Genomic DNA, 15993 nt, shown 5'->3' with positions numbered 1-15993 from the left:
CTGGGCAGCGTCTTGATCAGGTAGTCGGAATTGAAGTGCAGGAAGAACGGCGTCGAGTAGCGGGGGAAGCCTCTCCGCTCCGGCGCGGGGTTCACCACGCGGTGGGTGGTCGAGGGCAGACGGTGGTTGACCAGCCGCTGCAGCATGTCCCCGATGTTACACACCAGGGACCCGGGCGGCGGGTTGATCGCGATCCAGCGGCCGTCGTGGTCCTTGACCTCCAGCCCCGCCTCCTCGGCCCCGAGCAGCAGGGTGATGACGTTGATATCCTCGTGCGCGCCGGCGCGGATGTGCGGACCGTCCTGCGGCACAGGCGGATAGTGCAGCAGGCGCAGGATCGAATTGCCCACGTTAACGGTCGGGTCGAAGAAGTGGCGATCGAGGCCCAGGTAGGCGGCGACGCCCTCCAGCACCTTCAGGCCCATGGCGTCTAGCGCGCCGTAGAGCCAACCCACCCGCTCGCGGAACGCGGGCAGCTCGGCGTCGGGCCAGACGTTGTCTGGCATGTGGTCGCGGAAGGGGTGGCCGGGCGGCAGGTCGCGGCCGACGTGCCAGAACTCCTTCAGGTCGAAATGGGTGGCCCCCTTGGCGGTCTCCACGCCGAACGGAGTGTACCCTCGCTGGCCGGCGACGGGCAGCCTGTACCTGAGCTTGGCGGCCTCCGGCAGGGCGAAGAACCGCTTGGTCTCCTCGATGGCCGCGTCGACCTTGTCCTGCGCCAGGCCGTGGTCGGAGATCACTGCGAAGCCCCAGCGGGCGAAGCTGTCGCCCAGCCTCTGCACGAAGGCCGGGAAGTCACGGGCGTAGAGCTCGAACGAGACGGGCTCGATGGAGTCCTGCGGGTCGCGGGCGTGGCTCATCGGGCCTTTCTACACTCCGGCCCTGGAGCCTCCAACCGAGGCCGGCGCGATCTCCTCCTCGTCATCGTCCTCGGCGACCGCGCGCTGGATCTCCGCCCGCACCAAGGTTTCCCAGGTCTCGCGGGAGGCGCGGTTGGCCTCGATGTAGCGCTCGTCCTCGCCGTGGACCGGCCTCAGGCGATGGAACAGCTCGGCGTCGCGCTCCCGGAAGATCAGCGCCGCCTTCAGGGCCCTGCGCTCCGAGAGGCCGAGCCGGATCAAAGCCTTGCGACCGAAGTTCAGCGCACTCTCGTACGTCTCCCGTTCCACGTCGTCGGCGCCGGCGTCCATCAGCTCGTAGGCGTGACGGCGGTCGAAGGCGCGCGCCACGACGGTGAGGTTGGGGAAGGCCTGCCTGGCCGCCTCGACGATCTCCTTGGCCTTGTCGCGGTCGTCGATGGCCACGACCAGCAGCTTCGCCTTGGCGGCGCCGGCCTGGCGCAACAGGTCGAGGCGGCCGGCGTCGCCGTAGTGCACCCGCCAGCCGAACTGGCGAACGACCTCCAGTTGATCGACCGAGGAATCCAGAAGGACGACGCGGAAGTTGTTGGCCATCAGCAGGCGCGTGGCGATCTGACCGAAGCGGCCAAAGCCGGCGACGATGGCGTCCGGCGCGCTCTCGTCGAAGGGCAGGTGCTCCGGCTCAGGGCGACCCGGCGCACGGCTCATCACCAACCGCTCATAGGCGGTGAACGCCAGCGGCGTGAAGGCCATGGAGAGCGCCACGACCGCGGTGGCGACACCCGCCTCGTCGGCGCTCATCACCCCGCCCTGCAGGGCGAAGGCCAACAACACGAAGCAGAACTCACCGCCCTGGGCGAGGGCCACGGCGATGGTGGCGGCGTCGCGATGGCTGCGCTTGAACCCCATCCCCACGCCCCACATGGCGAGGAACTTGAGCGCCATGAGGCCGAGGGCGAGCGAGATGATCAACACGGGGCGCTCGGCGATGAGGCCGAAGTTCAATCCAGCGCCCACGGTGATGAAGAAGAGGCCGAGCAGGAGGCCGCGGAACGGCTCGATGTCCGTCTCCAGTTCGCGCCGGAACTCGCTCTCGGCCAGCACCACGCCGGCCAGGAATGCGCCCAGCGCCGGCGACAGCCCGACCAGCTCCATCAGGGCGGCCACCGCCACGACCAGCAAGAGCGCCGAGGCGGTGAAGATCTCGCGCAGCCGCGCCGCGGCGATGAAGCGAAACAGGGGGCGGGTTAGGTACCGGCCGCCGATCACCACGCCGGCCACAGCGGCGAAGCTGGCGGCGATCCGCGCCCACTGCGGCAGGCCGGCCACGAGGCCGCCGTGCCCAGCCGTGGGAACCGGCGCGCCGCTGGACGCCAGCAGCGGCAGGAGCGCGAAGATCGGGATCACCGCAAGGTCCTGAAACAGCAGTACGCCGAAGGCCGACTGCCCGACCACACCCTGGCGCAGGCCCTTCTCCTCCAGGTTCTGCAGCACGATGGCGGTGGACGACATCGCCAGGATCAGGCCCGCGGCCGCGGCCACCCGCCAGTCGACCCCGAGCGCCAGGGCCACGCCGCCCACCAGCCCGGCGCTCACCAGCACCTGGCCGGGCCCCAGGCCGAAGATGGAGGTGCGCATCTCCCAAAGCAGGGCTGGGCGAACCTCCAGCCCGATGAGGAACAGCAGGATCACCACGCCGAACTCGGCGAAACGCATGACGTCGCCAGGTTCACCCACCAGGTCCAGCAGGTACGGGCCCACAAGCGCGCCGGCGATCAGGTACCCCAGCACCGAGCCCAGCCCCAGCCGCTTGGCGATCGGCACGGAGACCACGCCGGCGGTAAGATAGACCAGCGCCTGGATCAGGAGGCTGTGGGCGGACATCGCGGCTCCAGCTTAGCCCTCCGCGGAGGCGCCAACGCAGGCTTCTTGGTCAAAGGGCGCGTCGGGGTCCAGCCCTGCACTCTTGCGGTGTTCTCTTTCGCACGTTTGCGTCGTATTGGGCGGCGATGGCTCGGAAAATTGCGAAGGATGCGGTCGAGGCGCTGCAAGGGCGGTTGTTCGACGGCATGACGATCATGGCGGGGGGCTTCGGCCTCTGCGGCATCCCCGAAAACCTGATCGCGGCGATTCGCGATTCCGGGGTGAAGGACCTGACGTTCATCTCCAACAATTGCGGCGTGGACGATTTCGGCCTGGGGATCCTCCTGGCCAGCGGCCAGATCAGGAAGATGATCTCCAGCTACGTGGGCGAGAACAAGCTGTTCGCCGAGCTCTACCTCTCCGGCAAGCTGGAGCTGGAGTTCAATCCGCAAGGCACGCTGGCCGAGCGCATCCGGGCCGGCGGCGCGGGCATCCCCGCCTTCTTCACCAAGACCGGCGTCGGCACCCTGGTGGCCGAGGGCAAGGAGGTGCGCGAGTTCGACGGCGAGCTCTACGTGATGGAGCGCGGCCTGACCGCGGACCTCTCCATCGTCAAGGCCTGGCAGGGCGACGCGGAAGGCAACCTCGTCTACCGGATGACCGCGCGGAACTTCAATCCGATGATGGCCACGGCCGGCAAGGTCTGCCTCGCCGAAGTGGAACGCATCGTCGACAACGGCACGCTGAACCCGGACCACATCCACACGCCGGGCATCTTCGTCGACCGGATCCTCGAGGGCGTGCACGAGAAGCGCATCGAGCAACGCACCACCCGCAAGCTGGAAGGAGCCGCCTGATATGGCCTGGACCCGCGACCAGATGGCCGCCCGCGCCGCCCGCGAGCTGCGCGACGGCTTCTACGTGAATCTCGGCATCGGCATCCCGACGCTGGTGGCCAACCACATCCCGCCGGGCGTCAACGTGATGCTGCAGAGCGAGAACGGCATGCTGGGGACGGGACCGTTCCCCACCGAGAACGAGGTCGACGCCGACCTGGTCAACGCGGGCAAGCAGACCATCACCGCGCTCCCCACCAGCTCGTTCTTCTCGAGCGCCGACAGCTTCGCCATGATCCGCGGCGGGCACATCGACCTGAGCGTCCTGGGGGCCATGCAGGTCTCCGCCAACGGCGACCTGGCGAACTGGATGGTGCCGGGCAAGATGGTCAAGGGCATGGGCGGGGCCATGGACCTGGTGGCGGGTGTCAAGCGCGTGGTGGTGGCCATGGAGCACACCGAGAAGACCGGCGCGCCCAAGCTGCTGAAGGCCTGCACCCTTCCGCTGACCGGCCAGGCCGTAGTCGACCTGGTGATCACCGACCTGGGCGTCTTCGACGTCAGCCGGGGCAAGAAGCCCCTGACGCTGCTGGAACTCGCCGACGGCGTGACGGTCGAAGAGGTAAAGGCCAAGACCGAGGCTGAGTTCCGCGTTGCAGAGGCCGTGGGCGCGTAGTCCCGGCCCTCAGGCGGAGGGGGCGGCCTTGAAGCCGCCGCGGCCATGCTCACGTATACCGAGCATTGACGCTTGCCGGAACGGCGAGACGTGAGGAATCCTGTGCCTATGAACAAGCTCGCATTCGCCGCCGCCGCCGCATTCGCCGCCCTGGTGGCCGGCGCCGCCCCCGCCGCCTCGGGCCTGAAGACCGCGGTCTTCGCCGGCGGCTGCTTCTGGTCGATGGAGAAGGGGTTCGAGGAGACCGCCGGCGTGGTCGGCGCCGTCTCGGGCTACTCGGGCGGCAGCTCGACAAAACCGACCTACGAGAACCACACGGGTCACCTGGAGGCGGTGAGGGTCACCTATGACCCGAGCAAGATCAGCTACGCCAGACTGGTGGACGCCTACTACCATCACATCGACCCGACCGATCCCAACGGCCAGATCTGCGACAAGGGCCCGTCGTACAAACTGGCGATCTTCGCCGGCACGCCGGAGGAGAAGGCCATCGCCGACGCCGCCCGGGCCAAGTACGAGAAGCAACTGGGCGCCAAGATCACGGTGGCGACCCGCGGCGCGGCGCCCTTCTACAATGCCGAGGCCTATCACCAGGACTACGCCAAGAAGAATCCGGCGCACTACGAGCGCTACCGGATCGGCTGCGGTCGGCCGCAGGCGCTCAGGGTGATCTGGGGGGCCGCGGCAGCCCACTGACGGCGTCGCGGGGGCGGGGCGAGAACCCCTGGCCGACGAACATCTCGACCTTGCGCCTGTGCCGCGGGTCCAGCCAGACGCTGCCGATCTCCAGGTCGTGGGCCTGGGCGAAGTCGGCCTGCATCTCGGCGCGCCGCCAGCCCTCGAAGGACACCATCAGGACGCGGCGACCGATGGCCGGGGTCAGCGGCGCGGCGGTCTCGGCCTGGTTGCGCGGCCCATGCATGAGTAGCCAGCTCGCGAGCGGGGGCGCATCGCCTCCGAGCCGATCGCGGCCGTAGTAGCTGACGGCATAGAACAGGAACCGATTGTTCACCGCGATCGCCGTGAGGCCGGGCTCGCGCTCTGCCCTGTCGAGGATGACCTCGGTGGTTTCCGCCCAGCCGCGTGCGCGCTTCAGGCCGTTGGAGAGGCCGGCCTCGTCGGCCACCCGCGGCAGGATGACGCCCGCGAGGAACAGCGCCGCCACGGCCCCCTGCAGCGCCAGCGCGCCGATCAGCCACCCCCTGGCCCGCCAACGGATCAGCCAGGCGGCCACCAGGATCGCGCCCGCCAGATACCCCGCCCCGGACCAGTTTGCGTTGGCGCGGCTGATGAACGCCTGGGCTGTCACGATCACCAGCGGCGGCAGGGCGAAGCAGAGTAGAGTCAGGTCGCCGGGAGCCAGCTTGCGGCGCAGAACCGCCAGCGCCACGCCGGTGATGAGCACGCCCATAGGGATCGGCCCGAACACCCCGAACTGCGAGCCGATGAATTCGCCGGCGGCCTGCAGGTTGAACAGCTGCACCCCGTTCCAGGCGGCGTTCTGGGCGGTATGCTGCACGGTGGCGAAGCCGTGGGTGAGGTTCCAGGCTAGGTTTGGGGCGATCACCACGGCGAAGGCGGCGACCGCGGCGACCGCGGCGGGCGGGGTCCATGCGGCGCGCGCCGACTTCGACGCCGCCAGATGGATGGCGAGCCCGATCAGGAAGTAGACGGCTGCGTACTTGGACAGGAACGCCAGGCCCAGCGCCGCGCCCAGCCCCGCCGCCACCAGGGCGCGGCGGCTTGGGGCCTCCTGGAGCCGGACGTAGGCCAGGATCGTCAGCGACAGGAAGAACAGCAGCGGTGCGTCGGTGGCGGCCACCAGCGCCGACAGCTGCACGCCGGGCATCAGGCCGTAGAGGGCGGCCGCGGCCAGGCCGGTGGCGGCGCCATAGAGCCTGCGTCCGATCAGGAAGACCACGAAGGTGGCCCCGGCCTGGAACAGGTTCGCCGACAGCCGCACCCAGGGCTCGGCGTCACCGCCCAGCGCGGTGGTGGCCCAGATCGCCCAGGCGATCATCGGCGGCTTGGAATAGTAGCCGAAGTCGAGTGTGCGCGACCAAAGCCAGTACTGGGCCTCGTCCGGGTAGAGTTCCAGCGGTGTGCGGAACATGGCCATCAGCCGGGCCAGCGCCAGGCCCGTGGTCAACAGGATCGCGGCGCGGACATCGGGGGCGGTTTGCGGCCTGCGGCTTTGCAACATTCCATCCCTCGAAACGCCTCGGAACGTAGCCGCAGATGCACGCTTCGCAAGCGGACTGGTGCCATTTCGCCGCAGTGTGACGGTCCCTGTCGCACCGTAGCAAAACCGTCACCTACGGCCCGATTTTTCCCGCTATAGGGCGAACAGATCTGGGGGCCGTGCTGACGGCGGCGGGCCCACGGGGATTTGAAGGGGTACACCTATGATCTTCATGCAGCGGCTGGCGTGTGGCGCGGCCCTGACCGTTCTGGCGTCCGCCATGTCCACGGCGGCCTACGCTCAGGCGACGACCGGGGCGATCCGGGGCCAGGTGGTCGACCAGACCGGCGCGGCCGTGGCCAGCGCGACGGTCACGGTCACCCACGTGCCCACCGGCTCGTCTTCGACGTCGGTAACCGATGCAAGCGGCTTCTACTCCGCCCGCGGCCTGCGTCCCGGTGGTCCCTACCGGATCTCGGCCAAGACGGCGGACTCGGACATGGGTACCGCGAACGTCGCGGCCATTGGGGTTGGCGAAGCGGCCAATGTCGACGTGGAGATCAACAAGGTCGGCTCCGAGGTCGCCGAATTCGTGGTGACCGCAGCCAGAGCGGCGGCGCCAGAGCAGGGCGGTCCTTCGACGAATTTCAGCGAAGCCGACATCCAGAGCCTGCCGTCCATCAGCCGCGACCTGAAGGATACGGCCCGCCTCGATCCCTTCGCCACGATCGATCCGACCAACCAGGACGCCCTGTCCTTCGCCGGCACGAACACGCGCTTCAATCAGTTGACTGTCGATGGCGTGCGCCAGAACGACGACTTCGGCCTCAACAACAACGGCTATCCCACCCAACGCTCGCCGATCTCGCTGGACGCCGTCGAGGCGGTAAACGTCTCGGTCGCGCCCTACAGCGTCATCAACAACGGGTTCACGGGCGGCCAGATCAACGCGGTCACCAAGTCGGGCGGCAACGCGTTCCACGGCTCGGCCTTCTACGAGTATAGCGGTCGCGATCTGCAGGGCCACACGCTGGAAGGCGTCAAGGTCGGGTCGGACTTCAAGGAGGAGACCTACGGCGCAACCCTCGGCGGCCCGATCCTCAAGGATCGCCTGTTCTTCTTCGGCGCATACGAGAAGTTCAAGGGCCGGCTCGGCTTCGACGAAGGCCCGACCGGTTCGGGCGCGTCGGTGCAGATTCCGCGCCTCACCACCACAGCCGTCGACACCTTCGTGGCCGACACCAAGCGGATCTACGGCTACGATCCCGGCGGCGCCCTGACCGGCGACTTCCCGGTCTCGGACGAGAAGTGGCTGGGCAAGCTCGACTGGGCGATCACCGACGACCACCGCGCCTCGGTCACCTACCAGCGGACCGAGGGCAACTCGCTCAACGGCTCGGTCTCCTCGACCTTCGCCGCGGGCAACAGCGTCACCCAGCCGCGGGTCGGCCTAACCAGCAACGACTACAACAAGATCGAGAAGCTGGAGGCCTACACGGCCCAGCTCAACTCCAACTGGACCGACAACTTCTCGACGGAGTTCCGGTACTCCCGGAAGACGACCGACACACGTCAGCTGCCGCTGGGCGGGCTGAGCGTCGGCGAAGTGACCGTGACCGTGACGGACCTGCCAGGCGTCGCCGCCGGAGCGGGCACGCCGCAGATCCGGTTCGGCGCAGACATCAACCGCCACGACAATTATCTGAACGTGAAACTCGAGACCCTCGAGGCCATCGCGCGCTATCGCCTGGGGCCGCATGAGTTTCTGTTCGGCGCCCGCACCGAGAAGGACGATATCTACAACGTCTTCGTCGCCAACTCCCTCGGCAGCTATACATTCGCGAGCTACGCCGCCTTCCTGAACCGCACCGCCTCGGCCTTCACGGCGAGCGGCGGCGTCGACCCGTCGGCCGGAACGGTGCCCGCGACCCTGGGCACCGCGCGCGCGGGCGCCGCCGAGTTTGGGTTCCGCCTGTCGAGCCTCTACGCCGAGGATCGCGTGCAGGTCTTCGACAACCTGGACGTCTCCGTCGGCCTTCGGTTCGACTGGTATTCGACCGGCGACGAGCCGATCGCCAACACGGCGTTCTTCTCGCGCAACGGCTTCACCAACCAGACCAACCTGGACGGCGAGAGCGTGCTGCTGCCGCGTGTCTCCTTCAACTGGGAGCCGATGGATCGTCTCACGGTCGCCGGCGGCATCGGGCGCTTCTCCTCGACGGGTCTGAACGTCTGGCTGTCGAACCCCTTCGCGAACACCGGCGTGTCCCAGACCAACGCCGCGTGCCCCGCCGGGCCGTTCACCGGGGTGGACCTGACGCGGGCGCCCGCCGGCTGCACCTTCACCCCCGGCAACGGCGACACCAACGCGTTGGCCCCGGGCTTCCGCATCCCCACGGTCTGGAAGGGCAACCTCTCGGTCCGCTACGAACTGGATCTCGGCCGCTTCGGCTCGGATTGGGTCGTGCAGGCCGACTACCTGCGCTCGGTCAACGAGAACGCGCTCTACTGGCGCGACGCGCGCGCGGTGCAGACGGGCGTCGCTCCTGACGGGCGGCCCGTCTATGCGCGCGGCACGACCGGGACGACCACCGGCAACAGCTTCGACTTCCTGCTCTCGAACTTCGACAAGGGCGGATCCGAATCCTTCGCATTCACCCTGGCCAAGGAGTGGCGCGAAGGTCTGCTCGATGGCCTCGGCTTCAGCTATATCTACACCTACACCCAGGCTGAAGACGCCAATCCGATGACCAGCTCGATCGCGTTCTCGAGCTACACCCGGTTCGGCACCTCGGACCCGCAGCGGCCGGCCTCGGCGACCTCTGACTACGAGATCCGTCATCGCCACGCGCTGGACATCCACTATGCGAAGAAGTTCTTCGGCGACTACGAGACCAGCTTCCACCTGTTCGGGCAGCACCGCTCGGGCCTGCCGTTCAGCTACACCTTCGCCAACAGCCGTACTGGCAACTTCGACAACGACTTCGGCTATGCGGCGTCCAGCTACTCCGGGCGCCAGGCGAACTCGAACGCCCTGCTCTACGTGCCCGTCGCGAACGATCCCAAGGTCGTGTACGGCGCCGGCTTCGACGTCGCGCGCTACCAGACCTTCCTGGAGAACTCCGGCCTGGCGAAGTACGCGGGCAAGATCGCGCCGCGGAATGCGTTCCGCCAGGCGGACGTGACCACCTTCGACCTGCGCATCAGCCAGGAAGTGCCGGCGTTCTTCCCGAACGGCGCCAAGCTCGAGGTCTTCATGGACGTCGAGAACCTCGGCAACCTGCTCAACGACGACTGGGGCGTGCTCGAGCAGTACGACTTCCACCGCAGCGTGCCGGTGGTGAACGTCAGCTGCGTTGGGGCCGCCAGCACCGCGCCGGTGGTGAACTGCGGGGCTCCGGGCGCGCGCTACCTGGTCACCGGCACAGGCGCCGGCGGGACCTTCGTCGAGCCGGTCCGCGCGTTCCGCCGCGAGACCTCGCTCTGGCAGATCAAGGTGGGCGCGAAGTACAAGTTCTAAGCCGCCGGCTCGGGCCATCACAATCAGGGGCGGCCGCAGCCATGCGGCCGCCCTTCTCTTTGGGTTGACGCGCAGGCGTCGCGGGGCCATTTGCGCGCGGCCCTGGAGGTCGCCTCGCCGATGAGTTCCGTCGTTCCCGCCGAGTGGGCGCCCCATCGGGCCATGTGGCTGGGTTTCCCCAGCCATGCGGAGCTGTGGGAGGATGACCTCGCCGCCGCCCAGGCCGAGGTCGCAGCGCTGGCCAAGGCGCTGGCCGGGCCCGGCGGCGAGCGGGTCAAGCTGATGACCGGCCATCCGGACGGCGAGGCGGCGGCGCGGGAGATGCTGGGCGACGTGGCCGGGGTCGAGATCGTGCCTGGGCGGTTCGGGGACATCTGGCTGCGCGACACTGGGCCGATCTTCCTCAGCCCACGCCGCGCGGCGGCGTTCCGGTTCAACGGCTGGGGCGGAAAGTACGCGCTGGAACACGACGATGAGGTCCCCGCCCAGATCGCCGAGGCCTCTGGCGCGACGCTGGTCCCGCACCACTTCGTCCTGGAGGGCGGCGCCGTCGACCACGACGGCATCGGCACGGTGCTGACCACCGACCAGTGTCTTCTGAACCCCAACCGCAATCCCGGCTGGACCCCCGAGGCCGCCGAGGCGGCGCTGGCCCAGAGCCTGGGCGCGCGCAAGGTGCTGTGGCTGGGGGAAGGCCTGCGCAACGACCACACGGACGGCCACGTGGACAACCTCGCCCGCTTTGTCGCGCCGGCGACGGTGGCGTGCCCCGTGGCCTGGGGGCGAGGGGACCCCAACAGCGAAGCCTACGACGACGCTGCGCGGCGGCTGGCGTCGATGACCGACGCCGACGGGACCAAGCTGAAGGTCGTCCGCATTCCCTCTCCGGGTTGGATCGATGGAGACGACGGGCCGATCCCGGCCAGCCACATGAACTTCCTGATCGCCAACCGCGCCGTCATCGTGCCGATCTATGCGGAGCGGCCCGGAGCGTTCGCGGTGGGCGCCCTGAAGGAGGTCTTCCCGGACCGCGAGGTGATCGGCCTGCCGTCCACCGCCATCCTGACCGGTGGCGGGTCCTTTCACTGCATCACCCAGCAGGAGCCGGCCTGATGACGCGGAACCTGACCGTCGCGGCCATCCAGGCGTCCTACGGCGAGGACCTGGAGGCCAACATCGCCAAGACCGCCGGCTTCATCCGCCAGGCGGCGGCGCAGGGCGCGCAGGTCATCCTGCCGTCGGAGCTGTTCCAGGGCCCCTACTTCTGTGTCGCCCAGGAGGAGCGCTGGTTCGCGACCGCCCATCCTTGGCGCGAGCACCCTTGCGTGACGGCGCTGGCGCCGCTGGCGGCCGAGCTGGGCGTGGTGCTGCCGATCTCGATCTTCGAGCGCGAAGGGCCGCACTATTTCAACAGCCTGGTGATGGTCGATGCCGACGGGTCCCTGATGGGCGTCTATCGCAAGAGCCACATCCCCGACGGGCCGGGCTACATGGAGAAGTACTACTTCCGACCCGGCGACACCGGCTTCAAGGTCTGGCCGACCCGGTACGGTCGTATCGGCGTCGGCATCTGTTGGGACCAGTGGTACCCGGAGTGCGCGCGGGCCATGACCCTGATGGGCGCCGAGGTGCTGCTCTATCCCACCGCCATCGGCTCGGAGCCGCACGACGCGACGCTGGACACCGCGGCGCCGTGGCGACGCGCGATGCAAGGCCATGCGGTCTCCAACGTGATCCCGGTGGTCGGCGCCAACCGCACCGGCTTTGAGCCCTGGGCCGGCTACCCGAACGGCGGACAGCAGTTCTACGGCTCCAGCTTCATCGCCGACCACCGCGGCGACCTGGTCTCGGCGCTGGGGCGCGAGGACGAGGGGCTTGTCCACGCGACGTTCGACCTGGACTTCCTGACGACCCACCGCGCGGCCTGGGGCTTCTTTCGCGACCGGCGCAGCGACCTCTACGGCATCCTCGCCCAAGCGCGACCGGCGTCATGATCGAGACCGAACGGCTGATACTGCGGCCGTACACGGACGCCGACCGTCCCGCGCTGGCCGAGATCAACGCTCACCCCGACGTGGGCGGCTGGCTGGGCGGCGTTTTGACCCGCGAGCAGAGCGACGCCTTCATGGACCGCGCCACGGCCCACATCGCCGAGCACGGCTTCGGCTTCTTCGCCGCCGAACGGAAGGCGGACCGGCGGCTGGTTGGGGCGATCGGTATGATGGTGGCCGGAAACGCGGGCGTCCTTCCCGCTGGCGACATCGAGCTGGCCTGGCGGCTGCATCCGAACGCTCAAGGGTCGGGGCTGGCGGTCGAGGGCGCCGCCGCTTGCCGCGACTGGGCGTTCGCAAACCTGGACGCGGCCGAGGTGGTGGCGATCACTGCCGCGACCAACGTGCGCTCCCAGAGAGTGATGACCAAGATCGGCATGGTCCGCGATCCGTCGAGAGACTTCGACCACCCAAAGCTTGCGGAGGACCATCCCCTGCGACGGCACGTGTTCTTTTCGGTGGCGCGATCCGCTCCCTAACCCCGCAGCACCGTCAGGCCGTTCCTGATCACCGTGACGTCGCGGGCCTTCACCTGCGCCTCGAACGACACCTCGCGGCCGTCCCGCCAGAGGTCCACGGTGATCACGTCGCCGGGGAAGACCGGGGCGGAGAACCGCACCTGGTGGCTGGCGATCTGATCCGGGTCGAGGCCGGTGATCGCCTGCAGCACCGCGCGGCAGGTGATGCCGTAGGTGCAGAGCCCGTGCAGGATCGGCCGCGGGAACCCGGCGCGCCGGGCGAAGTCCGGGTCGGAGTGCAGCGGGTTGCGGTCGCCGTTGAGGCGGTAAAGCAGCGCCTGGTCCGGGCGGGTGGCGATGTCTATCGACAGGTCCGGCTTCCGGGTCGGAATCCGATGCGGTTCCGGCTGGCCCTCCGAAGGCCCGCCGAACCCGCCGTCGCCGCGGCAGAAGCTGGAGCCGGTGAGGGTGGCGACGACCGCGCCGGCCTCGTCGCGCCAAATCGTCTCGCTGACCAGCACCGCGCCTTTATCCTTGCCCTTGTCGAAGGCACCGATGGTGCGGCTCTCGGCGGTGAAGGTCCCGGCGGCGGGCAGCGGACGGTGCAGCTCGACCTTCTGCTCGCCGTGGACCAGCAGCACCCGGTTGGGCGCGCTCGGCCGGTAGCCGGGCTTGGTCGGCAGCGGCTCGGCCGCGCCACGGCCGGCGAGCACGGTGGCTGCAGTCGGCACGACCTTGAGGGCCTGCCCCGTCGTATTCTCCGTGGTGAAGGCCAGCTCCGCCTCGTCCATCGGGTCTGCCCCGAGGCCGACGCCCAGGGCGTAGAGCATCACGTCCTTGTCGTCGTAGCTGAAGGTGCGGGGCTTGGTCCCCTGCTCCAGGATGTCCGGATAGTAGATGGGCATGCCGCTCCCCTTCGTGCGCAGCCTTGATTGAAGAGCCGCCTTGCCGGGCGCGCAAGGGGCGCCCTGCATTTGGGGCCGAGCGGCATTTGCCGCCCTGGCCCGGATCGGCTAGAAGCGGCGACCTTGCGCGACGGAGCCGGCGGCCGGCGTCCTCGCCTCCTGAATTTTCGAAGGCTGACCGATGTCCGAACCCACGCCTCCGGGCCAACTCTCCGGCAACGTCCTGTTCTATTCCAAGCCCGAGCCGCTGGCGAAGGAGCTTCACTCCAAGCTGGGCGTGAAGCGCATGGACGGCCCCTTCCGCTTCGCCAAGGTCGGCCACGCGATCCCTCTGACGGTGGGTGAGTTCCCGCTGGCGGCCGTGACCGGTCCGATCATCTTCGTTGGCGACGAGAAGCTGCCGATCGCGGTGATGGGCCTGAACGCCGGCGAGAACATGTTCGTCAAGGACGACGGCACGTTCGAGAGCGGCATCTACATCCCGGCCTACGTGCGCCGCTATCCGTTCGTGTTCGCCAACGACGACACCAACAAGCAGATGGTGCTGTGCATCGACCGCAACGCCGAGTTCATCGTCGACAAGGGCTATGACATGGCCTTCTTCGAGGCGAACGGCGAGCCGACCGAGTACACGAAGAACTGCATCGAATTCTGCAACAACTTCGAGGTCGAGCGGCAGCGGACCATGGGCTTCGTGCAGCTGCTCACCGAGCTGGACCTGTTCGAGACCAAGACCGCCACCTTCACCCCCGCCAACCCGGACGGCACGGCCGGCGAGCCGCAGAAGATCGCGGAGTACTTCGGCGTCGCCGAGGAAAAGCTGAATGCGCTGCCGGCCGCCAAGTTCGTCGAGCTGCGCGACAACGGCGCCCTGGGCCAGATCTACGCTCACCTCCACAGCCTGGTCGGCTGGGACCGCCTGATCGCGCTGGCGATGACAAAGGCCGCCGCCCAGCAGGCTGCTACGCCCACGCTCAACAGCTAGCGGGCGAACACGCTCCGGGTAAGGCACGAGAAGACCAGCCGTCCGCCCTCGTCCAGCAGGTCGTGCTGGGCGATGACGATGCCCTTGTCGTCGCCCACCGGGTCCTTGGCCATGACGGTCATTCGGCACCTCAGGAGCTCGCCGGCCGGCGGGTTGCGCATCCACCGCAGCGCATCCACCCCCAGCCGCTTGGTCTGTCGCCAGTCGTCGGAAGCCAGCGCGTCCAGCCGCGACCAGATCGCGAACACCATGGCGTCGGGCGCGCCGCGGTCCGTGGTCCAGCCGGGACAGAAGGCGGTCGTGAACGCCTCCAGGGCGTCCGGCTCCACCGCTGCTGCGCCGAGGTTGGCCACCTGGCCGATCTGCAAGTCGTCGAAGGAGGCGGGCACGCGAATCTCCTGAGCAGGCCGGATCCCGATCATGGCGGTCGAGGCGCCCAAGTCGAGCCGCTTTCCAGCGTCACTTTGCGGGAGCCGCACGGGTGCGCCATATAGCGGCGTGTGAGCTGGGATATGAGCATGAGATTCCTCTTGGGCGCGCTCGTCGCCCTGGTCTTTTCCGGAGTCGCGGCCGCCCAGCCCGTGAACACCGGCCACATCGAGGCCGAGCTGGTGTCGTCCGCCCAGGGGATCGCGCCGGGCCAGACGATCCGCGTCGCGCTCCGGCAGAAGATCCAGAAGGGCTGGCACACCTACTGGCGCAACCCCGGTGACAGCGGCGAGGCGACGAGGATCACCTGGACCCTGCCGCCCGGGTGGAGCGCCTCGGGCTTCACCTGGCCGACCCCGCACCGCCTGCCGGTGGGGCCGCTGGTGAACTACGGCTACGACGGCGACGTCCTCCTGCCGGTGAGCGTGACCGCCCCAGCGGACGCCAGGCCGGGCCAGACCGTGATCCTGACCGGCGCTGCGGCCTTCCTGGTCTGCGCCGACATCTGCATCCCGGAGGATGCTGCGCTGAAGCTCAGCCTTCCCGTGACGGCGGCGCCCGCCCCGCCCGACCCCCGATGGGCCGGCCAGATCGCCCAGGTCGTCGCCGACGCGCCGAAGCCGGCGGGCCTCACCGGCGCCTTCGAGCGCCAAGGCGAGGCTATCAAGCTCGCCATCACGGGAGCCGCGCTGAAGGGCGCGGACCTGGCAGGCGCCTACTTCTATCCTTTCGCCGGGACGGTCGTGGACCACGCCAGGCCGCAGCCGATCGAGCGGGGACCGGACGGCCTCACGCTGACCCTCACCCCCGGCTACGATTTCCAGTCGCCTGCGCCGCCGAAGGAACTGGCCGGCGTGCTGGCGCTCGCGGGCAAGGCTTACGAGGTCACCGCTCCGGCGGGCCCCCTGCCGCCCGGCGCCGCGGGGCTGGGCCCGCCGCCGGTGAAGCTCGCCGCTCCGGCCGGCGCGGCCGACCTGGGCCTGGCCGGCGCGGCCTTTCTGGCCTTCGTGGGCGGGCTGCTGCTCAACCTGATGCCCTGCGTCTTCCCGGTGCTGGCCATGAAGGCCGCGTCCCTGGCGGGGCGCAGCGGGCAGGCTGCCGAGGCGCGCCGGCAGGGGCTGGCGTTCGGGGTCGGCGTGCTGGTCACCTTCCTCGTGCTGGCCGGGGTGCTGATCGCGCTCCGCGCCACGGGGGCCCAGCTGGGCTGGGGCTTCCAGCTGCAGGATCC

Annotated in this window: 14 protein-coding genes; 9 read left to right on the top strand and 5 right to left on the bottom strand. The window is 69.0% G+C overall.

The annotated features are described in order from the left end of the window. Positions 1-860, bottom strand: an 860-nt coding sequence (locus QZV94_RS15080; protein ID WP_293678729.1) for a 2-oxoglutarate and iron-dependent oxygenase domain-containing protein, incomplete at its 3' end; no start/stop codon positions are given. 9 nt (positions 861-869) lie between these two features. After that, complete coding sequence (locus tag QZV94_RS15075; RefSeq protein ID WP_293678728.1) at positions 870-2744, bottom strand: monovalent cation:proton antiporter-2 (CPA2) family protein; 1875 nt, start codon at positions 2742-2744, stop codon at positions 870-872. 125 nt (positions 2745-2869) lie between these two features. Between QZV94_RS15075 and QZV94_RS15070 the strand changes: the two genes are divergently transcribed. The 3 genes from QZV94_RS15070 (at position 2870) to msrA (ending at position 4931) form a co-directional block, all read left to right on the top strand. Next, positions 2870-3580 (top strand): CoA transferase subunit A, encoded by a 711-nt coding sequence (locus tag QZV94_RS15070; protein WP_293678727.1) that lies wholly within the window; start codon positions 2870-2872, stop codon positions 3578-3580. A 1-nt stretch (position 3581) separates the two neighbouring features. Continuing rightward, positions 3582-4235, top strand: coding sequence for a 3-oxoacid CoA-transferase subunit B (locus QZV94_RS15065; RefSeq protein ID WP_293678726.1), 654 nt, complete (start codon positions 3582-3584; stop codon positions 4233-4235). A gap of 108 nt (positions 4236-4343) precedes the next feature. After that, positions 4344-4931, top strand: coding sequence for a peptide-methionine (S)-S-oxide reductase MsrA (msrA, locus tag QZV94_RS15060; RefSeq protein WP_293678725.1), 588 nt, complete (start codon positions 4344-4346; stop codon positions 4929-4931). Here msrA and QZV94_RS15055 read toward each other — a convergent pair. Then, on the bottom strand, positions 4897-6438 hold the full coding sequence (locus QZV94_RS15055) for a glycosyltransferase family 39 protein (protein ID WP_293678724.1): 1542 nt from the start codon (positions 6436-6438) through the stop codon (positions 4897-4899). The genes msrA and QZV94_RS15055 overlap by 35 nt on opposite strands. Before the next feature lie 202 nt (positions 6439-6640). On the opposite strand from QZV94_RS15055, the gene QZV94_RS15050 reads away from it, so the two are divergent. The 4 genes from QZV94_RS15050 (at position 6641) to QZV94_RS15035 (ending at position 12467) form a co-directional block, all read left to right on the top strand. Then, positions 6641-9937: a TonB-dependent receptor gene (locus QZV94_RS15050; RefSeq protein WP_293678723.1), complete on the top strand. Its 3297-nt coding sequence runs from the start codon at positions 6641-6643 to the stop codon at positions 9935-9937. Positions 9938-10057: 120 nt separating this feature from the next. Next, positions 10058-11050, top strand: a complete 993-nt coding sequence (locus QZV94_RS15045) for an agmatine deiminase family protein (RefSeq protein WP_293678722.1) — start codon at positions 10058-10060, stop codon at positions 11048-11050. Then, positions 11050-11931: an N-carbamoylputrescine amidase gene (aguB, locus tag QZV94_RS15040; RefSeq protein WP_293678721.1), complete on the top strand. Its 882-nt coding sequence runs from the start codon at positions 11050-11052 to the stop codon at positions 11929-11931. The genes QZV94_RS15045 and aguB overlap by 1 nt, the downstream gene beginning before the upstream one ends. Next, positions 11928-12467, top strand: coding sequence for a GNAT family N-acetyltransferase (locus QZV94_RS15035; RefSeq protein WP_293678720.1), 540 nt, complete (start codon positions 11928-11930; stop codon positions 12465-12467). Before aguB ends, QZV94_RS15035 begins: the two co-directional genes overlap by 4 nt. On the opposite strand, the gene QZV94_RS15030 is transcribed toward QZV94_RS15035, so the two are convergent. Beyond that, positions 12464-13351, bottom strand: a complete 888-nt coding sequence (locus QZV94_RS15030) for a MaoC/PaaZ C-terminal domain-containing protein (protein ID WP_293678719.1) — start codon at positions 13349-13351, stop codon at positions 12464-12466. The two genes, QZV94_RS15035 and QZV94_RS15030, sit on opposite strands and share 4 nt — an antisense overlap. 181 nt (positions 13352-13532) lie before the next feature. On the opposite strand from QZV94_RS15030, the gene QZV94_RS15025 reads away from it, so the two are divergent. After that, the gene (locus tag QZV94_RS15025) at positions 13533-14336 is read left to right on the top strand and encodes a SapC family protein (RefSeq protein ID WP_293678718.1); all 804 of its coding nucleotides are present in this window, start codon (positions 13533-13535) and stop codon (positions 14334-14336) included. Here QZV94_RS15025 and QZV94_RS15020 read toward each other — a convergent pair. Next, positions 14333-14725, bottom strand: a complete 393-nt coding sequence (locus QZV94_RS15020; protein ID WP_293678717.1) for an acyl dehydratase — start codon at positions 14723-14725, stop codon at positions 14333-14335. The genes QZV94_RS15025 and QZV94_RS15020 overlap by 4 nt on opposite strands. A 129-nt stretch (positions 14726-14854) precedes the next feature. Between QZV94_RS15020 and QZV94_RS15015 the strand changes: the two genes are divergently transcribed. Further along, on the top strand, positions 14855-15993 hold a 1139-nt coding region (locus QZV94_RS15015), incomplete at its 3' end, for a protein-disulfide reductase DsbD domain-containing protein (RefSeq protein WP_367254517.1).

This window comes from uncultured Phenylobacterium sp., assembly GCF_902826855.1.
Classification (GTDB): domain Bacteria; phylum Pseudomonadota; class Alphaproteobacteria; order Caulobacterales; family Caulobacteraceae; genus Phenylobacterium.
The sequence above is the reverse complement of the archived record's forward strand: the minus strand, read 5'-3'. Positions and strand labels throughout refer to the sequence as shown.